This window comes from Lactobacillus sp. ESL0237 (assembly GCF_003692985.1).
In the GTDB taxonomy this organism is placed as follows: Bacteria; Bacillota; Bacilli; order Lactobacillales; family Lactobacillaceae; genus Lactobacillus; species Lactobacillus bombicola.
The window spans coordinates 95,408-117,478 of record NZ_REHE01000009.1 but is presented as its reverse complement, the minus strand read 5'-3'; the positions used below and the strand labels follow the sequence as shown (position 1 = coordinate 117,478).

The window sequence follows — 22,071 nt, the reverse complement described above, 5'->3', positions numbered from 1 at the left end:
TTTAATTTTCTAAATGATAATGATATAAAAAAGAATATCCTATTAGGACAAAAGTAATTCCTTCTAAAAATCCGCCTAGTACGTCAGAAGGATAGTGCACATGATTAAATATTCTAGTGTAACCGATTAAAAGCGGAAAGCAAAGCCAAACGATACAGAGAATAGTTTTTACGGCTTTATTTTTTACTAATAAAAGTGTTAAAACAATTAGAATTCCAAAGAGGGTGGCACTACCAACTGAGTGACCAGATGGGAAACTATAACCATGCGCTTCAACTAGATGGTGCACAGAAGGACGAGGACGTGCAATTGCATGCTTACTAATCCAGTTGTAGCCATTTGCGGCAATCATTGTGCCAGCAGTAAAATACATATAAGCGTATTTTTTAAAAATAAATAAAATTAAGCAAATGATAATTGTTATAAATGTTATAACACTTGTATTTCCTATAACTGTAAATGTTGTAGCAAATTTGATATTGGCAGGATTATTATTACAAATGATGGCAATAATATTCTGATCGAAATGATGGATAAACTGGGTTCCAGATGCAACGAGCATTGCCCAAACCGAATATAAAATTAAAAAAATAGTAGCCGGTATGATTGTATCTTTTTTTGAATGATTGTCAGTAATCAATAACTTTCTCCTTTTATTTTTTTACATTTCTGTTAAATTATAATCATTATTCATTAAAAAATAAAGTAGGTCATGACCTGCGATTGGTAACACCAAAAATCAAATAGCGAAAGCTGATAATTAATAGAAATTTTTAGTTCTTTGCTTTTTTTAGTAAATGTGGTAAATTATAATCATTAATTAAGCAAAGGATTGGGAACTAGTAACTATTTTGTTTTGCTACAGAGAAGAGTCGGGTGGTGTAAGACTTGCAGAATAGATAGTGAACTTAGCCTGAGTAATACCTAACGTATGCTATCCGCGTTAAGGAGCAATGAGGGGTCACGCTAGAAGCGTGAAACTTAGGTGGTACCGCGATTATTCGTCCTATGATGTTTCATAGGATTTTTTTTATGAGGTAAATTATGTATAATCATAAGGTTGTTGAAAAAAAGTGGCAAAAGTATTGGGCTAAAAATCATACTTTTAAAACAGGAGCAGATCCAAAACGCAAAAATTATTATGCTTTAGATATGTTCCCGTTTCCATCTGGCAAGGGTTTACATGTTGGGCATCCTGAGGGCTATACTGCTACTGATATTATTTCAAGGATGAAACGGAGTCAAGGTTATAACGTTCTTCACCCAATGGGTTGGGATGCTTTTGGGTTGCCCACTGAACAATACGCTTTGCAAACTGGTCAAGATCCTGCAATTGTGACTAAGGAAAATATTGCTAATTTTAAGCGTCAGCTAAATAAATTAGGTTTTTCGTATGATTGGGATCGTGAAGTTTCTACTAGTGATCCAAAATATTATAAATGGACACAGTGGACTTTTGAGCAAATGTATAAAAATGGTTTGGCTTATGAAGCTGAAGTTCCAGTCAATTGGTCGCCAGATTTAGGGACAGTAGTTGCCAATGAGGATATTGTTGATGGTAAAACTGAACGTGGTGGCTTTCCAATTTATCGACGCAATATGAAGCAATGGATGTTACGCATTACTAAATACGCTGATCGTCTTTTAGCCGGACTAGATGATCTTGACTGGCCAGAAAATATTAAAGAAATGCAACGTAATTGGATTGGCCGTTCGGTAGGTGCACAAATTACCTTTAAGGTGCAAAATTCAGCTGCCACCTTTAATGTATTTACTACTAGACCTGACACTTTATTTGGTGCTACTTACGTGGTTTTAGCACCGGAAAACAAACTAGTTAAACAGATTACGACTTCAGCGCATCAAGAAGATGTAGCGGACTATTTAAAAGAAATTGAATCAAAGTCTGATTTAGAGAGAACCGATCTTAATAAAAATAAAACCGGTGTTTTTACTGGCGCTTATGCAATTAATCCGGTAAATGATCAACCGATTCCAATTTGGATTGCCGATTATGTTTTAGCAAGTTATGGTACGGGAGCTGTCATGGCAGTACCTGCCCACGATACGCGGGATTATGAATTTGCGCAAAAATTCAAATTACCAATTAAAGCGGTTATTAAAGGTGGAAATGTTAATCAAGAAGCATACACAGCTGATGGGGTCCATTTTGATTCTGAATTTTTAGATGGATTAAACATTGCCGATGCTAAGGAAAAAATGCTGGCTTGGTTGGAAGAACACCATGTTGGTCAACAAAAGGTCAATTATAAGTTACGTGATTGGGAATTTGGGCGTCAGCGCTATTGGGGCGAGCCGATTCCAGTTATCCATTGGGAAGATGGTGAAACTAGTTTAGTTCCTGAAAATGAGCTACCACTTGTCTTGCCCCATGCAACTGACATTAAACCTTCTGGAACACCAGAGAGCCCCTTAGTTAATTTAACTGATTGGGTTAATGTGGTAGATAAAAATGGGCGTAAAGGTAAGCGTGAAACTAATACCATGCCTAATTGGGCAGGTTCTTCCTGGTATTTCTTGCGTTATATTGATCCTCACAATGATCAAAAATTAGCCGATTATGAATTGCTTAAAAAGTGGATGCCGACTGATTTATATATTGGTGGGGCTGAACATGCCGTTCGCCACTTGCTTTATGCAAGATTTTGGAACATGGTTTTATATGATTTGGGAGTTGTACCAGAGGAAGAGCCATTTAAGCGGCTTTATAATCAAGGCTTAATTTTAAAAGATCATGAAAAAATGTCTAAGTCGAAGGGAAATGTTGTCAATCCAGATGAAGTGATTGAAGAATATGGTGCAGATAGTCTTAGAATGTATGAGATGTTTATGGGACCACTAGATGCTTCAATTGATTGGGATGATAATGGTCCCGCTTCAACTAAGAAGTTTTTAGACCGGATTTGGCGTTTATTTGTTAACGATCTTGATCTTGAAGCAATTCCAAAGGAAAATATTGTAGCAGATAATGATGGTGCACTAGACAGAGTTTATAATGAAACGGTTAAAAAAGTTACTGAAGATTTTGATGCCCTGCACTTTAATACGGCAATTTCTCAATTAATGGTTTTTGTGAATGAGGCGCAGAAGGTGCAAACAATCCCACGGGAATATGCTGAAGGCTTTATTACATTAGTTGCGCCAATTGCTCCTCATATGATGGAAGAAATTTGGCAAATTTTGGGTCATGAAGAATCTATCACATTTGCTAAATGGCCAACTTATGATCCTGCAAAGTTAATTGAAACTAATGTTGAAATTATGGTTCAGGTAAATGGTAAATTGCGGGGCAATTTCAAGGTGGCAAAAGATAGCCCTAAAGCTGAAGTAGAAAAAGAAGCATTGGCTTTACCACATGTTCAAAAGTTTTTGGACGGTAAAGACGTGAAAAAAATAATCGTTGTACCCAACAAAATTGTCAATATTGTAGCTAAATAAAGTTAATTTTTCCTAAAGTAGTTATCATAGTTGTTGTTAATTATAACTGTTGATTCAAAATAAGATAGTTATTAGTACATTAGATTTAGGAAACATTAATGAAAGAAAATAATTTAACCAAACCCAACACGCAAGACACCTTTATTAAGGGAAGTGCATGGATGACTTTTGGCTCTATTACTTCACGTATTTTAGGTGCGCTTTACATTATTCCGTGGTTCAGTTGGATGGGGCAGTATGGTAATATTGCTAATGCATTAACAGCTAGAAGCTACAATATTTATAGTATTTTTATTTTGATTTCAACTGCTGGTATTCCTGGCGCTGTTGCTAAACAGGTAGCAAAATATAACGCATTAAATGAATATGGAGTAGGTCGAAAATTATTTCGTCGTGGATTAATTTTAATGGTTATTATGGGAATAATTTCGGCAGGCATTATGTATTTTGCCTCCCCCTTTTTAGCTTCAAATGGATCACGTAGTGATCCTAGACAAGTTGCAGTAATGCGTAGCTTGTCTTATGCAATTTTAGTTATTCCTGTGTTAAGTATTATGCGGGGATATTTTCAAGGATATGCTGATATGATGCCTTCAGCCATGTCACAATTTATCGAACAATTGGCTCGTGTAATCTGGATGCTTTTAACGGCATATATAATCATGCAAGTGCAACATGGGGATTTTGTTAGTGCAGTTGTTCAATCCAACTTGGCAGCTGCAATAGGCGCTATTTTTGGTATTGCAATTTTAGTTTGGTTTTTACTGTCAAGACGCAAAGAAGTCAATTATTTAGTTGAAAACTCAAATAAGCAAATTCAAGTTTCTACATTATCACTGTTTAAAGAAATAATTGCTCAAGCCATCCCCTTTATTATTATTGATGCTGGAATTCAGTTATTTTATTTGGTTGACCAGTATACTTTTCATCCAATGATTGCCAGTTTGGTGCAAGCCAGTGATAATACAATTGAAACTTGGTATGCGTTATTTGCACTTAATGCTAATAAGTTAATTATGATTATTGTATCCTTAGCCAGTGCTATGGCGGTAACAGCAATTCCACTTTTGTCAGCAGCAAAAGCTAAAAAAGATATCAAAAATATTTCTGAGCAAGTAAGCAACACACTTGATTTGTTCTTGTTTATTATGATACCAGCTGCTTTTGGGATGGCTGCTATTTCAACACCTATTTATACAATTTTTTATGGCTTTGATCAGTTGGGATCGAATGTGTTGTATCTGTCATCCTTTACAGCAATTACGCTAGGGCTATTTACTGTATTAATGGCTATTTTACAGGGACTTTCAGAAAATTCGTTAGCTATTAAGTATTTAGTCTTAGGATTGATTATCAAATTAGTTGTGCAATATCCAATGATTTATTTATTTAAAATTTATGGTCCTTTGATTGCAACTAATTTGGGGATGCTTACTATTATCTTTTTTGCTCTTAGGCATTTGCGCGTTACATTCGACTTTAACCAAAATCGCACAAGTAGACGTTTTATTGGTATTACTGTTTTTTCGATAATGATGTTTATAGCGGTTTTAATAACTGAAAAAGGATTAGGGCTGTTCTTACAAGTTTCTAATCGTTGGCAGGCAGTTGTAATTGTTCTAGTTTCTGTAGTTATTGGTGCAGTAGTTTACAGCATAGCAGCAATTAAATCGAATTTAGCTCAGAGAATTTTGGGCGATAAGATCGTGCTAATACTGCAAAAATTACATATTAAAGCATAAAAATCGTTGAGTTTTATTACTCAACGATTTTTATTTATAGTTATCAATATTAATTGGCTTGCCATCTTTTTAGGCAATAAAAAAGTTAAAAACCACTTAACTTTTACCTGGAATCTATATGCCCCGAAAAAGATTCGAACTTTCACTTAGTTACCTAAACAGCGACCTGAACGCTGCGCGTCTGCCAATTCCGCCATCGGGGCCTAATATTTTTAATCTAGTAATAATAATACCAAAAATTTGGTAAAATGTAAGCATAAAACGGAAATAAATTGAAATTTTGCTTTGAAAGGAGATTATTATTTTGAAGCATAAAATTAAAAAAATAATTGGAGTACTTGTAATCGTTTGGGGATTAATGGTACCCACTCAAGTAGTTATCGCTCAAGAACTACCGAATAATTATTGCAACAATCAGTTAAACTTAAAAGTTAAATCGGCGATAGCAATTGATAGCAAAACCGGTCAATTATTATACGGACAAAATATTAATCAGCCTTTACCAATCGCTTCTATGACAAAATTAGTAACCGTTTATTTGACCCTAAAAGCAATTGAAGAAAAGAAAATCACTTGGACAACTACTGTTCAACCCACGCATCAAATTGTATCAATTTCAAATAATCGTGATTTTTCTAATGTACCGCTACGTTATGGTCATTCATATACTATCAAGCAACTTTATCAAGCAACTTTAATTGAATCTGCAAATGGAGCAGCAATGATGTTAGCCCAAGCAATCAGCGGTTCACAAGTTATTTTTGTCAAAATGATGCGTGAGCAACTACAAAAATGGGGCATAACAGATGCTCAGATTTATACAACTTGTGGGTTACCAAATAAAAGTGTTGGTTCAGATGCTTATCCGCAAGCAACAAAGAATGCTGAAAATACTATGTCAGCCAAGGATATGGCGATTGTTGGACATCATTTGATTAATGACTACCCATTTGTAATTAAGACAACCAAATTGCCGCGATTAAATTTTATTGATCAAAATTTTAAGACTCCAATGACTAATTTTAATTGGATGCTGAAAACTTTGCCGCAATATCATTCAAAAATAAATGTTGATGGCTTAAAGACAGGAACAACTGATGCTGCAGGTGCTTGTTTTATAGCTACGGCAAAGCATAAGGGAGTTAGATTGATAACAGTAGTCATGGGAGCACGTCATATTAATGGGACAGATCCTTCACGCTTTGAAGAAACGAGTAAGTTATTTGAATATATATTCAAGCATTATCATCCGGTTATTTTTAGGAAAAATGAAGTAATTATGGGTAGAACTGGTATACAAGTCAACTCCGGTAAAGCTAAGCAAATTAGCATAGGAATTAAAAAGGCTAGTGAAGTTTGGGTACCGATCGATCAAAAATTAAAAGTGAATTTGACGCAAACTGCTGTAGAGGCACCAGTGAAAGAAAATCAGGTTGTCAGTGAATATAGTTTTGAAGCTGGACCCGAGAAATTAATTTCTTTGACCAATCCTAATGGTCTAAAAATACCTGCTAAAGCTTTGGAAGCGACTGATCGAGTTAACTTTTTAGTTAGATTTTGGCGTTGGCTTTTTGGGGGATAATTTAAGTGATAGAAATTTCACAAGAAATGCTGACCAGAGTAATTAAAAAACGTTCCAGTAATACACATAAGGGTAATTTTGGTCGGATATTACTTATTGGCGGTAATGAAAATTATGGCGGAGCAATCATTATGTCAGCAGAAGGTGCATTAAATAGTGGCGCAGGTCTAGTAACCGTGGTAACCCATTCGCTCAATGCTGCTGCTTTACATGCTCGACTTCCTGAAGTAATGTATGTCGACTGGCGCCAGCGCAATTTAGCTGAAATAATCAAAAAAATGGATGTTATTGTATGTGGACCTGGTCTGGGTAATAGTTTGTTTGCTCAAAACATTTTAATTATGATTAAAGAAACGATTGCTAAAACACAAACTCTAATTTTGGATGCTAGTGCTTTAGATTTGCTAGCGCAAGATCATAGCTTAGTTCCAAGTAGTGCAGGCACAGTGGTACTTACGCCGCATCAAATGGAATGGCAGCGCCTTAGTCAAATTCATATTCCGTTTCAAGCTGATCAAGCTAACTTGACTGCGTTACAGACTCTTTTTCCTCGTGAAAATGCTATTCTGGTTTTAAAAAGTAATCATACCAAGATTTATGATGCTAAAGGTAATGTTTATCTTAATCCACTCGGGAACCCTGGAATGGCTGTAGGTGGAATGGGCGATACTTTAACTGGAATAATTGGTGGTTTTGTTGCCCAGTTTGGGTCAAATATTGACACAGTCTTAGCAGCAGTTTATTTACATTCTTTAGCAGGTGATGAACTTGCAAGTAACAATTATATAGTTCGTCCGACAAGGATTAGTGCATTGCTACCTGAATTAATGAAAAAATACGCTAATTAGAGTACATAAATAATAATTATCTGGAATAAAGTTTATTATAATTAGTAGAGGTTTACGCAGAATGAAAAATAATATTTTAAAACCGCTTACAATTTGTTTGATTATATTAATTGGTATTATCAGTTTAGCGCGAATTTCTATGCCTCCTACTGCAAATGAAGTAAATCAAAGGCATCAAACAATAATTAAAAAAAAGACAGCCGCTTCTTATCGCCCCTATAAAGACCCTGAAGATTTGCGTCGGCCCTATAATTGGCGTAAGTCAAGTGAAATGAAGCGATATCCTAATATTAAGCGATTAGAAAATGATTTAACAATTAGAGTTTCGCTTAAGGGCAATCGAGTATATATTTTGCGAGATGGTCAGCGAGTATATACAATGTTGGCAAGTAGTGGTATTTATAAAAATGGCAAATCGCTAACTCCTACTGGTAATTTTAAGATTAACTATAATCGTGGCACCTCATTTTATAACCCTGAATTAAATGAAGGAGCCAATAATTGGACTAGCTGGGATGAAAAAGATGAGTATCTTTTTCATTCCGTACCGACAAAAAGTAATGGTCGATATAATATAACAGAAGCAAGAAAATTGGGAATTAAGGCAGGTTCTCATGGTTGCATTCGATTAAGTGTTTCTGATTCAAATTGGTTAATGAAAAATATTCCTTATGGTACGAAAGTAATTATCAAAAATAATTAAAAGTATTGGCTTAGATAAATTTTCCTGCTATAATCACTTTGAAGCTGTTAGAAGTAGTAAGCATCTAATCTATTTAGCGAGTTCGCGTTGGTGTAAGACGAACTAGATTAGTGTATGAAGGCGTGTCTAACTGATAAAACAAAAAAGTTAAAGCGGATACTTTGTATCAATTAGAGTGGTACCGCGGGTAAAATCTCGTCTCTTCCTTTGTAAAGAAGGAAGAGATTTTTTTATTATTTTGGAGGTAAAAATGGATTTTAAAAGTAAGGTAGTTGACCTAGTTGCAAGTCAAGTCGATCTACCAAAAGAGAAAATTAATCAATTAATTGAAAGACCGAAAAATGAAAAAATGGGTGACTATGCTTTTCCAGCTTTTGCCTTAGCTAAAATAGTACACAAAAATCCAGTTGAAATTGCCACATCAATTGCTGCAAATCTCAAAAGTGCAGACTTTTCAACTATTCAAGCAGTTGGCCCTTATGTCAATTTTGCAATTAATCACGAAAAATTAATTACACAAACTTTGCAGGAAGTCTTGGCGCAAAAAGAGCACTACGGTGATCAAAAATTAGGTGAAGGTAATGTACCTATTGACATGTCTAGCCCTAATATTGCCAAGCCAATGTCAATGGGTCATTTGCGGTCAACTGTGATCGGTAATTCAATTGCTGAAACTTTAAAAAAGGTTGGTTATAATCCAATTAAAATTAATCACTTAGGTGATTATGGTACTCAATTTGGTAAATTGATTTCGGCATATAAACACTGGGGTGTCGAAGAAGACGTTAAAAAAGATCCGATTATGAGTCTGTTTAAATACTATGTTAAATTCCATGAAGAAGCGGAAAGGAATCCAGAACTTGATGATGAAGGCAGATCATGGTTTAAAAAACTTGAGGCAGGAGATCAAGAAGCAGTTGAACTATGGCAATGGTTCCGTGAAGTTTCTTTGGCTGATTTTAAACGGATATATCAAGAATTAGGTGTAACCTTTGATTCATATAAAGGGGAAGCATTTTTCAATGATAAAATGCAACCAGTAATTGATGAATTGAAGCAAAAGAAACTTTTGCATGAGTCTCAAGGTGCCCAAGTTGTTGATATGGGTAAAGATGAAAATCCAGCCATGATTGTTAAATCTGATGGTACTAGTATTTACTTAACACGTGATTTAGCTGCTGCAATATACCGAATGAATACTTATCATTTTGTAAAGATGATTTATGTAGTTGGTAATGAACAATCACATCACTTTGTAGAATTAAAGACTGTTTTGAAAAAGATGGGTTATGACTGGGCAGATGAGATATACCATGTGCCGTTTGGTTTAATTACTCAGAATGGCAAGAAATTATCTACAAGAAAAGGTAACGTAATTTTTCTTGATCAAGTATTACAGGATGCTGTTAGCTTGGCTGGTAAACAAATTGAGCAAAAAAATCCCGACTTAGCACATAAAGAACAGGTTGCTCATGATGTTGGTGTTGGCGCAGTTGTCTTTCATGATTTAAAAAATGAGCGGACAGAAAATTTTGACTTTGATTTAGAAGAAGTTGTCCGTTTTGAAGGAGATACTGGTCCATATGTTCAATATACAAATGCTCGTGCCCAAAGTGTTTTGCGCAAAGCAGCAAAATTAGGGCAAAAGCCAAATCTGAATAATATTGCTCTTAATGATGATTGGTCTTTTGCCGTAGCAAAAGCTTTAGCTGATTTTCCAAGAATAATTGTCCGTAGTTGTGACAAATTTGAGCCATCAATCATTGCTAAATATTCGTTAGATTTAGCCAAAAAATTCAATAAATACTATGCCAATGTAAAAATCTTAACTGATAATCAGCAAATTAGTGCCCGTCTAGCTTTAGTTCAGGCAACATCAATTGTTTTAACAGAAGCACTTAGATTATTAGGTGTTAATGCTCCTAAAGAAATGTAAAACTAATCATTTTCAAAAAATAACGCTTACATTGATTAAAAGCTTGTTCAACAATTAATTATTACGGTACAATGAAACTGTAAGTTTTATAGGAGGAAATTATCAATGGCATATTTAGATAATGGTAACCAAATTTTTAAAGATGCTCGTAAGAACCACTATGCAGTTGGTGCATACAACACTAACAACTTAGAATGGACACGTGCAATTTTACAAGCGGCTGAAGAAACTAGAACTCCAGTATTAATTCAAGTTTCAATGGGTGCAGCTAAGTATATGGGTGGCTACAAGATAGCTAAGGATATTGTTGAAGATTCAATTGACGCAATGGGAATCTCTGTACCAGTTGTTTTGAACTTGGATCACGGTGACTTTGAAGCAGCTAAAGAATGTATTGCTCTTGGCTATTCATCTGTTATGTTTGATGGTCATGCTTTACCAACTGAAGAAAACTTAGCCAAGACTAAGGAAATTGTTAAATTAGCACATGAACGTGGAATTTCAGTTGAAGCTGAAATTGGTAAAATTGGTGAAAATCAAGGTTCAGAAGGTGGAGAACTTGCATCTGTTGAAGACGCTAAAGCCTTTGTAGCTGCTGGTGTTGACAAGCTTGCTTGTGGTATCGGTAACATTCATGGTGTTTACCCAAGTGATTGGAAGGGATTAAACTTTGATCGGTTAAAGGAAATTGCTGATGCAGTTTCAGTTCCTCTTGTATTACACGGTGGTTCAGGTATTCCTGAAGAACAAGTTAAGAAGGCTATTTCACTTGGTATTTCAAAGGTTAACATCAACACTGAATTCCAATTAGCCTTCCAAGAAGCAACTCGTAAGTACTTTGAAGCTCATAAGGATGAAGATAAGGCTAACAAGGGTTATGACCCACGTAAGCTTCTTCTTCCTGGTACTGAAGCAATCACTAACTCAATGAAGGAAATGATTACTTGGCTTGGTACCCCATCAATCGATGACCAAATCAAGTCTGTTGCTTTTGATAAGAGTTCATTAAACTTAGAATAATTGCTATTTAGTTTATAAAATATATAAAAAAGGCTAACTCGATTAAGGAGTTGGCCTTTTTTATATCTAATGGTGTAAATAGTAGTACAAAAATTTCATCATATTTTTCTTCAGAATTAATACCTTTTCAGATATCCTTGCGTTAAATAGTTATTTAAAATTAACATCAATATACAAGAATATTTGATATGAATAATTTCTTCAATATGTTTTTAACGTAGGTTATTTCAAGTGATAGACTTTTGTTAGTTTTAGCGGTAGTAATAGAAAAGTCAATTTTAACTTTATCAGAAGGTAATTTAATGTAGTTAATATTGCTGTAGCAAGTATTTTGAACAGCTTCTAAACAAGTTGACATATTGCCAAGTCCTTTTCCAGCAAGCTTGAGAGCAGTGATGGAATCTCGAACATGAATTTTAGGGTAAAAACTAATTCCCATTTCATAAAAATAATTATCAACAATTTCTTGATAGCCTTGCTGACTATCAACTACAATAAAATTTTCGTGATTAAGTTGTTGCAATTCTTGTGGACTTACTTGAATTTCTTTTTTATGAGGATGATATAAATGGGAGTTTTTGCTTAAAACCAAGACCTGTTTATCGGTATATATTTGTTCACATTCAGTATTAGGAAGATGAATAATATTGCCAACAAATAAATCTAGTTGATAGTCCTGAAATGCTTTTTTTGCTTCTATCGTGCCTATTTCAATAGTTTCGGTGTTTAAAGCGGGAAATTTTTTTAATAATTTAGGTAGTATTGTTAAGTTGAAGTTTTGACCTAAAGGAGGGGTAATACCCATTCGTAAAGTAGAAAAATGCTTATTTTGGAATTGGTGAACTTCTACTTCAAATTGTCTTTCTAATTGTAAACTTTTACGCAAGTGTTTAATTAAAAGATGACCAGCAGGAGTTATTTGTATTGGATATGAATTTCTATCAATTAAAATAACATTATATTTTTGTTCATATTTTTTTATAACGCGACTAATGTATGGCTGTGTCAAATATAGCTTTTGTGCAGCTTCAGAAATAGAATTACTAGTTTCAATGGTTTCTAAAAACAGTAGTAATCGATTATTCATATTTAGCGCCTATTCCTATTTAGTAATATTAATTTTAATAACTAAGCATTTAACATACATTAAATTATAGTGTTAAATGAAAATGTAGGCAAGATTAATTAATAAATGGAGAAATTTTATGATTAATACAAAAAAAGTTAAATGGGATGCAACTTATGATGTCGTTGTATTAGGTTTTGGTGGTGCTGGTGCTGTTGCCGCCAGATTTGCTGCAGATAATGGTGCAAAGGTTCTTTTAGTAGATAGTGCGCCAGAAGGACATGAGGGTGGTAACACACGTTATTCAGCTCAATTAATTGGTACAGGAAGCGATTTTGCTAGTACTAAAAAATATTACCAAAATTTAACGGCACCAATGTCTCTTGACGAAGATATGATTGATACTTTTGTTAAGGGAATGATTGATATGCCCAATTTTGTTGCTAAATACTTAGAAACAAAACCATGCAGTGCAAAAGAATATGCACCTGAACTAAGTGACTCTTATCGAGAATACCCTGAATTAAAGGGCTCTGAATCATATGACTACACAACTGTTCGTAAAAGCTATTTTGATGCATCTTTGTGGCAAGTTTTAAAAGATCAAGTAATTAAACGTCAAGATCAAATCGACGTTTTGTATAATACACCTGCTGAAAAGTTAGTCCAGGATAACGAAAGCCATCAAATTACTGGTGTTGCTATCAAGCGTAATGGGAAGTTACTTTGTGTCAGAGCAAAAAATGGTGTTGTTCTGGCTACGGGTGGTTTCGAAAATAATCAACAAATGGTAGAAGATTACTTAGGGGCTAAAAATCTAGCACCATTGGGTACACTTTATAATAAGGGTGACGGTATTCGTATGTCACAAGAAGTTGGGGCTGATTTTTGGCATATGAATAATTTCGAAGCACTTGGATTACTTCATGGTATGGCTTTTGCAGTGCCAAAAGGTGAGCGTGCTCGTTTACTCCTTGGTCAGCAAAATAAAGTTGTTTCAACAGGAAGCGCATTAGTTGTTGGTGATGACGGTACACGATATTTCAATGAAGCTGAAGAAAATAGACATGGACATATTAAAAACCATGGTCAATGGAAAGTGCCCTTAAATCAAGAACATCCGTATCTTATTTTTGATGAAACAAAAAAGAAAGAACTTGATGCTGATGAAATTATTGGTGAATACAAGATATATACTCAAAATGTGATTTCTGCAGATTCAATAGAGCAATTAGCTGAAAAAATTGATGTTGATCCTGAAATTCTTAGCGATACGTTAAAACGATTTAATCAATCAGCGAAAGAACAAAATGATCCAGAATTTCGACGTGATCCGACAACGATTTGTGCACTAACTGGTAAAAAGATTTATGCTATTGGTTTGGAACAAACAGTGCTTAATACTCAAGGTGGACCAAGAAGAAACACTAAAGCTGAAGTTTTAGATACAGAAGGGAAACCAATTCCTCACTTGTATTCAGCAGGTGAATTAGGAGGACTATGCGCAAATCAATATCAAGGTGGAGGTAACCTAGCTGAGTGTTTGATTTGGGGTAAAATTGCTGGTGAAGAAGCTGCTCAAAGAAAAGAAGGAGACGCTTCTGTGGATATTGCTACTGGTACTTCAGAACATGAGGTATGTCTAACTTCAGATCTCAAACAAGAAGATTATCCGACCACTAAGAATCAATACATAGGTAGATCTAGTCGAGGGATGGGTGACGAAATAGTTGTTCGTGTAACAGTGGATGAAGAGAAAAATTTAAAAAATATTGAAGTTTTAAAGCAGGCAGAATCTGATGACTATGGCTTAAAGGCCATTAAGACGATGCCAGCTGAGATGATAAGGCAAAATAAAGTAGATGTTGATACAGTATCAGGAGCATCGAGTTCAAGTCGTGGATTAAAAGATGCAGTCAATGATGCTTTAAATAAGATAAAATAGCCTAGCGACCATCAATGAGGAACTTTATTGAAATGAATGTTAAATAATAAGTGAAACAGCACTAAGCTATCTTATAGCTTAGTGCTGTTTTTATAATTAACAATCCGGATTAAATATTTCTTGGAAGTGAAAAACCCCATTACTAAAATTATATTTAAGAACGGAACAATTTTTGATCCGATCTTTACGTTCAAAGGAATTATATGCAGCCCATTTTTTATAAAAATTCGCAATCGCCGCGCCGTGAGAAACGATTAGAATATGTTTTTTGGTAGAAGTTGTGACAATAGTTGTAATAGCTTGATTGATGCGCTCGGTTAATTGTTTTTGTGATTCACCACCAAATTGTACGAAAAAGTCATTATATGGCAGCGGTGGGTTAAGGTGTTCACCTTCCCCCTCATAAGTACCAAAATTCCATTCACGTAAATCTTTATGCACTTTAAATGGCAAATTAGTAATTAGTTTCAATGTATCAACTGCTCTTTCAGAAGTAGAACAGTGGGCTTCATTTAGTGGTATATTTAGTTTTTCAAAATATTCTTTTTTAGTAGCTTTGGCCTGTTTAATACCAAGTTCTGTCAGTGGAGAGTCACAAAATCCTTGAATTTTATGCTGAACATTAAACAAGGTTTGACCATGGCGGACTAAATAAATTGATTTCATAATTAATACCTCTTTTATTTAAGTTTAAACTTTATTGTAGCGAAAGAATAGCAAAATAAGCAATGTTCTTTAACATGAAAGTGATTAATTTTACTTGACTTAAAGTTGAATTGAAGGGTTAAACTAAGATAATGGAGGGAAAATTATGATATTAAATGAAAACTTAACTTTAAATAATGGTGTTAAAATTCCTAAGCTAGCTTTAGGAACTTGGCAAATATCTAATCAACAAGTCACAGATGTAGTTAAAATGGCAATTCAAATGGGTTATCGTCACATTGATACTGCTCAGGCTTATGGTAATGAAGCTGGAGTTGGGAAAGGTGTCAAAAATTCTGGAATTAAGCGTGAAGAAATTTTTATTAATTCTAAAGTAGCAGCCGAAATTAAAAATTATGCTGAAGCCAAAAAATCAATTGATGATACTTTACTAAAGCTGGGTTTAGATTATCTTGACATGATGATTATTCATAATCCTCAACCATGGGTAGAAGTTAATCAATCAACGGATCGGCATTTTCAAGGAAACCTTGAAACTTGGGGAGCCTTAGAGGATGCTGTTAAAGCTGGAAAACTTCGGGCAATTGGTGTTTCTAGTTTTGAGGAAAAAGATTTACAAAACTTAATTGATAACAGTGACACTAAACCGATGGTAAACCAAATTTTGTGTCATATTGGAGCAACGCCAAAAGATTTAATTGATTTTTCGCAAAATAATAGCATAATAGTTGAGTCTTTTTCTCCAGTTGCTCATGGAGCGGCTTTAAATAATCCTATAATTGTAAAGATGGCGCAAAAATATCATGTTTCGGTTGCACAATTGTGTATTAGATATGATTGGCAGCTTGATACAGTAGTATTGCCAAAAGCTGCGCAGTTAGAACACATTAAGCAAAATGCCGAAATTGATTTTACAATTACTGACGAGGATATGGAATCCTTGGCACAACTTAGCGGATTAGATTACGGTTCAGCTAGTCATTTTCCGGTCTTTGGTGGCAAGCTGTAAGAACATGAAATATTTCTAGTGTTACATTACATATTTATATAACAAATTTAACTTAGCCGCATATTCATTAAAATGGATATGCGGCTATTTTTTGTTCCAAATAGTTGAGCGATTATTACAATAAATTTTTTTATTAGGGCGCAAATAGCATGAAATTAAAGCTTTTTATGCTACTTAATTTAAATAAATGTCCATTGCAAGAAGTTACTACGGACACTTTTTGATTAATTACTCGTTTATATAAAAAGCAAAATATAGGTATCGGGAGGGATGAAAAGTGCAAAAAGAAATTAGTCAACAAATTATTGATTATCTTAAGGTTCATAATCGGTTCATAACTTCCGATGAACTATCAAGTGGGCTAAGTGTTTCTAAGAAAACAATTGCACGTCATATCAATAGTTTAAATGAAAAGTTTCCCAAACCAATTATTATTTCCCAGAGGGGGCGAGGCTATGAGCTAAATTATTCCAATTACTTAGATTATGCGAACCAAAATTTTCATCACGATTCATCAACACATTTAAGACAGGAAAATATGCTAACCAAGTTGCTATTTGCATCACCAAATGAAGTAAAAATTTATGACTTGGTGAATAGTTTATATGTAAGTGAATCAGTTTTATGGAATGATGAAAAGCAGATAAGCAAAAAGATCCAAAAATGGAATTTAAAACTTAAACGTAAGCAGCGATCAATTCAAATAGTTGGAAATGAAAAAGATATCAGAAATGCTCTAATCGAGTTGGTTTTGCACATTAATAATCTAACTGATATTGAAACTTTGCGTAAAAATACATCTCGACCTTATCAGAAAGACTTTAATTTTGCATTAAGTCAAGTTGAAATGGCATTACGTGTTTTAAATGGATCTTTACCATACCCATATAATATTAATTTTTTTGCTCATATTTACATTTTACTAACTAGAGCTAGTAAGTATAAATCTGTTGATAAGTCAATAATCTCAGAAAACAACCTGCAAGAAGAAATAAAAAATAATCCTGAAATTTTTAGTATTTGTAAAACTATTATTGATAACATCAAAAAATATTTAGGAGTTACAGGAACTGATTTAGACTCGGAAGTCTATTACTTGTTTAAATACTTGCTAACATCTAGATTTAATTCATTTGATGGAATTGTTTTGGATGATTGTGATTTAGCAGAAGAATTAACCGACTTTTTTATACAAGAAGTTTCGCAAAACTTAAATTGTAGTTTTGAATTATCAATTAAAGACGAGATAAAAGATCACGTTCTAGCGATGATTAGTAGACTGAAAATGAAAGTTTTGCTACCTAATGCCCTAATAAATGATATCAAGTTAGAGTACCCTAAAGTTTTTGCAGCAACTAAAATGGCGGCAATAAAAGTAAGTCGCAAGTTTGTTTTACCCAAAATTTCAGATGATGAAATTGGCTTTATCTGTCTATACTTTGCAAAATATTATGAAGAGAAAAATAAATCAAATACGAAAATTAAGACCTATGTAATTTGTACAACTGGAATTGGTACTTCTGGTATTATTTCAACCAAAATAAAGAATAGTATTCCAGATATTGAAATTATTGGATTAGCTTCAAATTTTGATGTTAAAACAATTTTAAAAAAGCAACCAACTGTTGATTTATTAATTAGTACTGTTCCTATCAATTATCATGGGGAAATTCCCATTGAATTAGTAAGTGCATTTTTTACAGAAAAAGATGAGCAAAAGGTGAAAAACGTTGTTAGAAAAATCCAAAGCAAAAAAAGATCTATTTAAAGGCAAGGATGACAGTATAACTAATCAAAAAAGTACATTTCAGGAAATAGCCACTTCTATTGCTAAAATTATGAAAATCGATTCAGATGAAGTACTTGCTAGTTTAGAAAGTAGAGAGAAAGTTAATAATACTGCTTTAGTTCAAGGATTAGCACTTCCACATATAATTTTAAAAGAAAATTTTTCACCTTGGTTATATGTTTTTACATCAGACAAATGCATTGCAGATTGGGACTGCCTTGATGACTCAAAAGTGAAAATTTTAATTTGTTTAGTTATTCCTCAAAAAGTTAATCAACAGGATGATAATTTTAAAAAAATACGTCATGTTATTAGCAAATTAGCAGAAGACGATATCGTTTCACAAATTAGCAAAGCGAAAACTGCCAAGCAGGTAATAAATATTTTAGAAAAATAGGAGGTGAAAATTTTGTCGGAAGAAAAAGTAGACATCGCTAAAATTGTGTCCCCTAACTTAATTAAACTAAATTTAGTTGGCACTACAAAAGAAGAAGTTATCGATGAACTTAGCGAACTTTTAAAACAAGATAATGATGTAGATAATAAACAAGTTTTTATTGAAGATGTGTTTAAACGTGAAACAGAAGGAGAAACAGGTATTGGTCAAGGTGTTGCGATTCCACACGGTAAGTCACTAGCCGTTAAAAACACAACAATTGCAATTGGATTGAGTAATCATCCAATTCCATGGGAAACACTTGATGATCAGCCAGTAACCGCTGTGATCCTCTTTGCCGTAAGAGATCAAGATGCAAGTACATTGCATTTAAAACTTTTACAGCAAATAGCAATTTTGTTATCAGACGATGAGTTTATCAATAAACTCCATCATGTCAATACTAAAGAAAACGTGATTCAACTTTTATGTAATAAATAAGGAGATGATTTTTATTATGAAAATTGTTTGTGTATGTGCCTGTACATCAGGAATAGCTCACACCTATCTGGCAAAGGCTAAATTAGAGAAAGCTGCAAAGGAACTTGGATACGAGATTCATATTGAAACCCAGGGGACAATTGGTACTGAAAATGAATTGACTGCTAAGCAAATTGCTGAAGCGGATGTTGCATTGTTAGCAGTTGATATTGCAATCACTGGAAATGAACGTTTTAAAAATCTACCAACTGTTAAAGTTGGTACTTCATTAGTTGTGAAAGCGCCTAAGCAATTGCTTGAAAAAATTGAAAAAGAAGTTAATGCAAAGAAAAGTCAGAAAGCGTGATACAAATGGATAAATTTGTTAGTGGTGCAAAGAAGGCAGGATCTACCGTTAAGAAACACTTGTTAACTTCCATTTCTTATATGCTTCCATTAATTGTTGCCTCTGGATTACTTATTGCAATTGGTAATTTAATGGGTGGTAAGCAAGTGAATACTTTGGCTCAGATGAACTTCCCGAATTCTATGACAACACTTGGTGTTTTGGGCATGGGGCTATTGCCATCATTTATCGCTGGCTATATTGGTTATTCAATCGCTGATCGACCAGGAATTGCTCCTGGATTTTTATCAGGACAAATTGCTTCTTTTCTTGGGTCAGGCTTTTTAGGCGGTATTATCGGTGGATTTATCGCTGGTTATATTGCTTTAGGAATTAAGAAAATAAAAGTTCCAAAGTGGGCAAGCGGATTAATGCCAATGTTGATTGTACCAACTGCTACAGCAATTTTTACTGCTTTTATTATGTTCTTCTTATTAGGTAATCCACTCACAGTTGCAACTAAAGCATTGAATCATTTTATAACCGGTTTGGATCGCTCTCAACGAGCATTATATGGTTTTTTAATTGGTCTAATTGGATGTGCTGACTTTGGTGGGGCAATTAGTAAGATTCCTAATTTAATCTGTGATGGGCTACTACTAGACGGAATTAAAGGTCCAGAAGGAATAAAAGTTTTAGCAGCAATGGTTCCACCATTTGGAATTACGATGTCATACTTGCTAGCTAAACTTTTCCATAAGAAAATTTATACTAAGCAAGAAGTTGAAACAATTGAAGTTGCTTTTCCAATGGGCTGTTGTATGATCACTGAAGGCGTCATACCAATTGCAATGAACGACTTGTTAAGAACTTTACCACGTACCTGGATTGGTTGTGGTATTACCGGAATGATCAGCTATGCTTGGGGAAATGAAAGTCCAGTTCCTTCTGGAGGAATTTTCGTAATTCCTGCAATGTCAAAACCAGTGGTTGCAATAATTGCTTTAATTGTTGGTTCACTTATAACAGGAATTTTGTTAGCTATTTTTAAAAAGTCTTTAAAAGATGCCGAAGTTAGCGGAACCACGCAAACTGATGACGAGAATGAGACTAACGTAGACTTGTCAGGAATTAATCTTCAATAGCTTTAAGGATGTGATAAATGGACCACAAAATGTTTCGAGGAAATATTCAAAAACAAATATTAAATAAAAAAGTTAATTAAGGAGATAAAATAATGACTTTAGTAAATATGAACCAGTTAATGGAAATAGCTAGAAAAAATAATTTTGCAGTAGGTGCATATAACGTTTCAAACTTAGAATTAATGCGTATTGCCATCGAACAGTGTGAAGCAGACTATGCACCTGCAATTATCATGATTCATCCAACTGAATTACGTTACTGCAAGGATGATTTTATTAGTTACGTATTAACTAGAATTCGTGACAGTAAAATTCCTATTGTACTTCATCTTGACCATGGCGACTCCGTTAACATTGCAGCACGTGCAATTCATGATGGATTCAGTTCGGTAATGATCGATTTATCTGCTGAGGAATGGGATACTAATGTTGCTTTAACTAAAGAAACGGTAGAAATGGCTCATAGAGTAGGTGTGTCGGTTGAAGGTGAAGTTGGAACAATTGGTCAGACCGGTGTCCACGTTGAAGGGCATAAAAAAGAAGGAATTTACACCACTCCTGAAGAAGCACAAAAGTTTGTTGAAGAAACAGGCGTTGACACATTAGCTGTTGGTATTGGTACCAGCCATGGTATTTATCCTTCAGATGTTACACCCAAAATTAGAATTGATATTTTGAAAGATATTGTTAAGGCTGTTCCAGATACTCCTTTAGTTTTGCATGGTGGTTCATCAAACCCAGATGAACAAATTGCAGAAGCTGTTAAAAATGGAATTAGCAAGGTAAATATTTCTTCTGATTACAAGCATGCGTTTTTTGAAAAGGCTCGTAAAATTTTATCTGAAGATGATGGGTGGGACCCTAATAATTTGTTCCCGGAGGCAATTAAATCAGCAAAGAAAGTTGTACATCATAAAAATAAATTGTTTGATGCTATTGGCAAAGCTAAATTGTATGAAGGAATTGATCCTTGGCGTGCAGATAAAATCTAGCTTTAATAAAAAAGAGAGAGTTCAAGCTTTTTATTTTGATTTATAAAGGAATAGTTAATGATAAAATTAGGATCAATTGAAGCTGGAGGAACAAAGTTTGTTTGTTCAGTTAGTGATAAAAAACTAAATATTATTGCTAAAACTAGAATTCTAACTACTGTACCAGATGAAACTATGTCAAAAATTTATCATTTTTTTCAAAAAAACCAGCCAGATGCGATTGGAATAGGATGCTTTGGACCAATAGGAATGAGTGAAGGATGTGAAAATTATGGAAAAATATTAGCAACTCCAAAAAAAGGATGGGTAAATTATCCCTTTTTAGAAAAAATACAGTCCCATATCAGTGTACCTGTATTTTGGACAACAGATGTGAATGCTGCTGCATATGGAGAGTATAAACTAGGTGCTGGTAAAGGACTTAAAAATATTATTTATTGGACTGTAGGTACTGGTATTGGGGCAGGCGCAATATGCAATGGTAAAATCTTAAATGGAGTAACCCATTCAGAAATGGGACACATTTTAGTGGTTAGAAATCAGTACGATCATACTGAAGGAACTTGTATTTATCATTACGATTGCTTAGAGAGTTTGGCTAGTGGTCCTGCAATTGAAAAAAGAGTAGGCACAAAAGCTGAAAATTTATCTAAAAGTAGTAAACAGTGGGACATGGAAGCATATTATCTTGCCCAAGCATGTGTCAATGCAACAATGATTTTGTCACCTGAGAGAATTATTTTTGGCGGAGGCGTGTCAAATCAAGAACAATTATTTCCCAAAATTCGTTATGAATATAAAAAAATGGTCGGACAATATCTTGAAACCACTTCACTTGATAAATTTATTGTTCATGCAAAACTTGGTAATGATGCGGGTACAATAGGTTGTCTTTTGTTAGCAAAAGAAGTACTAGCGATATAGATTACATGATTGGTGCCGAAGCTGGCTGTAAAAGATTCACTAT

At 34.2% G+C, this 22,071-nt stretch carries 19 protein-coding genes and 1 tRNA gene; 16 read left to right on the top strand and 4 right to left on the bottom strand.

Annotation, left to right across the window (positions count from 1 at the left end; all coding sequences use genetic code 11):
* Position 1: 1 nt before the first annotated feature.
* Positions 2-562: a phosphatase PAP2 family protein gene (locus F5ESL0237_RS05315; RefSeq protein WP_122024852.1), complete on the bottom strand. Its 561-nt coding sequence runs from the start codon at positions 560-562 to the stop codon at positions 2-4.
* A gap of 482 nt (positions 563-1,044) precedes the next feature.
* Between F5ESL0237_RS05315 and leuS the strand changes: the two genes are divergently transcribed.
* Both leuS and F5ESL0237_RS05305 read left to right on the top strand, forming a co-directional pair.
* A complete protein-coding gene (gene leuS / locus F5ESL0237_RS05310; RefSeq protein ID WP_122022018.1) occupies positions 1,045-3,459 on the top strand; it encodes a leucine--tRNA ligase in 2,415 nt (804 codons plus the stop codon).
* A 98-nt stretch (positions 3,460-3,557) separates the two neighbouring features.
* Positions 3,558-5,201, top strand: a complete 1,644-nt coding sequence (locus F5ESL0237_RS05305; protein WP_122022017.1) for a polysaccharide biosynthesis protein — start codon at positions 3,558-3,560, stop codon at positions 5,199-5,201.
* 119 nt (positions 5,202-5,320) lie between these two features.
* Here the strand turns inward: F5ESL0237_RS05305 and F5ESL0237_RS05300 are convergent.
* Positions 5,321-5,404 (bottom strand) — tRNA-Leu (locus F5ESL0237_RS05300).
* A gap of 95 nt (positions 5,405-5,499) precedes the next feature.
* On the opposite strand from F5ESL0237_RS05300, the gene F5ESL0237_RS05295 reads away from it, so the two are divergent.
* The 5 genes from F5ESL0237_RS05295 to fba all read left to right on the top strand — a co-directional run bounded on the left by F5ESL0237_RS05295 (position 5,500) and on the right by fba (position 11,290).
* Positions 5,500-6,783, top strand: coding sequence for a serine hydrolase (locus F5ESL0237_RS05295; RefSeq protein ID WP_370448616.1), 1,284 nt, complete (start codon positions 5,500-5,502; stop codon positions 6,781-6,783).
* 5 nt (positions 6,784-6,788) lie between these two features.
* A complete protein-coding gene (locus F5ESL0237_RS05290) occupies positions 6,789-7,631 on the top strand; it encodes an NAD(P)H-hydrate dehydratase (protein WP_122022016.1) in 843 nt (280 codons plus the stop codon).
* A gap of 61 nt (positions 7,632-7,692) precedes the next feature.
* The gene (locus F5ESL0237_RS05285; RefSeq protein WP_090092939.1) at positions 7,693-8,334 is read left to right on the top strand and encodes a L,D-transpeptidase; all 642 of its coding nucleotides are present in this window, start codon (positions 7,693-7,695) and stop codon (positions 8,332-8,334) included.
* 250 nt (positions 8,335-8,584) lie between these two features.
* Entirely contained in the window at positions 8,585-10,270 is a 1,686-nt protein-coding gene (argS, locus tag F5ESL0237_RS05280; RefSeq protein ID WP_122024842.1) for an arginine--tRNA ligase, read from the top strand.
* A 105-nt stretch (positions 10,271-10,375) separates the two neighbouring features.
* Positions 10,376-11,290 (top strand): class II fructose-1,6-bisphosphate aldolase, encoded by a 915-nt coding sequence (gene fba / locus F5ESL0237_RS05275; protein WP_118896372.1) that lies wholly within the window; start codon positions 10,376-10,378, stop codon positions 11,288-11,290.
* Between the two features lie 166 nt (positions 11,291-11,456).
* On the opposite strand, the gene F5ESL0237_RS05270 is transcribed toward fba, so the two are convergent.
* Complete coding sequence (locus F5ESL0237_RS05270) at positions 11,457-12,377, bottom strand: LysR family transcriptional regulator (protein ID WP_122022013.1); 921 nt, start codon at positions 12,375-12,377, stop codon at positions 11,457-11,459.
* A 118-nt stretch (positions 12,378-12,495) separates the two neighbouring features.
* On the opposite strand from F5ESL0237_RS05270, the gene F5ESL0237_RS05265 reads away from it, so the two are divergent.
* Positions 12,496-14,301: an FAD-binding protein gene (locus F5ESL0237_RS05265; protein ID WP_122024841.1), complete on the top strand. Its 1,806-nt coding sequence runs from the start codon at positions 12,496-12,498 to the stop codon at positions 14,299-14,301.
* Positions 14,302-14,397: 96 nt separating this feature from the next.
* Here the strand turns inward: F5ESL0237_RS05265 and F5ESL0237_RS05260 are convergent, their stop codons facing one another.
* Positions 14,398-14,967: a histidine phosphatase family protein gene (locus F5ESL0237_RS05260; protein ID WP_199688768.1), complete on the bottom strand. Its 570-nt coding sequence runs from the start codon at positions 14,965-14,967 to the stop codon at positions 14,398-14,400.
* Positions 14,968-15,112: 145 nt separating this feature from the next.
* On the opposite strand from F5ESL0237_RS05260, the gene F5ESL0237_RS05255 reads away from it, so the two are divergent.
* The 8 genes from F5ESL0237_RS05255 to F5ESL0237_RS05220 all read left to right on the top strand — a co-directional run bounded on the left by F5ESL0237_RS05255 (position 15,113) and on the right by F5ESL0237_RS05220 (position 22,028).
* Positions 15,113-15,976 carry an aldo/keto reductase gene (locus tag F5ESL0237_RS05255; RefSeq protein ID WP_199688767.1) on the top strand — a complete coding sequence of 288 codons (864 nt, stop codon included), beginning with the start codon at positions 15,113-15,115 and terminating at the stop codon, positions 15,974-15,976.
* Between the two features lie 277 nt (positions 15,977-16,253).
* Positions 16,254-17,744: a PRD domain-containing protein gene (locus tag F5ESL0237_RS05250; protein ID WP_122024838.1), complete on the top strand. Its 1,491-nt coding sequence runs from the start codon at positions 16,254-16,256 to the stop codon at positions 17,742-17,744.
* Positions 17,707-18,162, top strand: a complete 456-nt coding sequence (locus tag F5ESL0237_RS05245; RefSeq protein ID WP_122022008.1) for a PTS sugar transporter subunit IIA — start codon at positions 17,707-17,709, stop codon at positions 18,160-18,162. Before F5ESL0237_RS05250 ends, F5ESL0237_RS05245 begins: the two co-directional genes overlap by 38 nt.
* Before the next feature lie 12 nt (positions 18,163-18,174).
* Complete coding sequence (locus tag F5ESL0237_RS05240; RefSeq protein WP_122022007.1) at positions 18,175-18,642, top strand: PTS sugar transporter subunit IIA; 468 nt, start codon at positions 18,175-18,177, stop codon at positions 18,640-18,642.
* Between the two features lie 16 nt (positions 18,643-18,658).
* A complete protein-coding gene (locus tag F5ESL0237_RS05235) occupies positions 18,659-18,988 on the top strand; it encodes a PTS fructose transporter subunit IIB (RefSeq protein ID WP_122022006.1) in 330 nt (109 codons plus the stop codon).
* Between the two features lie 80 nt (positions 18,989-19,068).
* Complete coding sequence (locus tag F5ESL0237_RS05230; RefSeq protein ID WP_233551929.1) at positions 19,069-20,112, top strand: PTS fructose transporter subunit IIC; 1,044 nt, start codon at positions 19,069-19,071, stop codon at positions 20,110-20,112.
* A gap of 92 nt (positions 20,113-20,204) precedes the next feature.
* Positions 20,205-21,104, top strand: a complete 900-nt coding sequence (locus tag F5ESL0237_RS05225) for a ketose-bisphosphate aldolase (RefSeq protein WP_122024836.1) — start codon at positions 20,205-20,207, stop codon at positions 21,102-21,104.
* A 57-nt stretch (positions 21,105-21,161) separates the two neighbouring features.
* Positions 21,162-22,028 (top strand): ROK family protein, encoded by an 867-nt coding sequence (locus tag F5ESL0237_RS05220; protein ID WP_122022003.1) that lies wholly within the window; start codon positions 21,162-21,164, stop codon positions 22,026-22,028.
* Positions 22,029-22,071 lie beyond the last annotated feature (43 nt).

Coding starts and splice junctions, on each gene's coding strand:
- F5ESL0237_RS05230 (WP_233551929.1), top strand. CDS start 19,069: ATGCTTCCATTAATTGTTGCCTCTGGATTACTTATTGCAATTGGTAAT.
- F5ESL0237_RS05315 (WP_122024852.1), bottom strand. CDS start 562: ATGCTCGTTGCATCTGGAACCCAGTTTATCCATCATTTCGATCAGAAT.
- F5ESL0237_RS05260 (WP_199688768.1), bottom strand. CDS start 14,967: ATGAAATCAATTTATTTAGTCCGCCATGGTCAAACCTTGTTTAATGTT.
- F5ESL0237_RS05285 (WP_090092939.1), top strand. CDS start 7,693: ATGAAAAATAATATTTTAAAACCGCTTACAATTTGTTTGATTATATTA.
- F5ESL0237_RS05225 (WP_122024836.1), top strand. CDS start 20,205: ATGACTTTAGTAAATATGAACCAGTTAATGGAAATAGCTAGAAAAAAT.
- F5ESL0237_RS05265 (WP_122024841.1), top strand. CDS start 12,496: ATGATTAATACAAAAAAAGTTAAATGGGATGCAACTTATGATGTCGTT.
- F5ESL0237_RS05235 (WP_122022006.1), top strand. CDS start 18,659: ATGAAAATTGTTTGTGTATGTGCCTGTACATCAGGAATAGCTCACACC.
- fba (WP_118896372.1), top strand. CDS start 10,376: ATGGCATATTTAGATAATGGTAACCAAATTTTTAAAGATGCTCGTAAG.
- F5ESL0237_RS05270 (WP_122022013.1), bottom strand. CDS start 12,377: ATGAATAATCGATTACTACTGTTTTTAGAAACCATTGAAACTAGTAAT.
- F5ESL0237_RS05305 (WP_122022017.1), top strand. CDS start 3,558: ATGAAAGAAAATAATTTAACCAAACCCAACACGCAAGACACCTTTATT.
- F5ESL0237_RS05220 (WP_122022003.1), top strand. CDS start 21,162: ATGATAAAATTAGGATCAATTGAAGCTGGAGGAACAAAGTTTGTTTGT.
- F5ESL0237_RS05255 (WP_199688767.1), top strand. CDS start 15,113: ATGATATTAAATGAAAACTTAACTTTAAATAATGGTGTTAAAATTCCT.
- leuS (WP_122022018.1), top strand. CDS start 1,045: ATGTATAATCATAAGGTTGTTGAAAAAAAGTGGCAAAAGTATTGGGCT.
- argS (WP_122024842.1), top strand. CDS start 8,585: ATGGATTTTAAAAGTAAGGTAGTTGACCTAGTTGCAAGTCAAGTCGAT.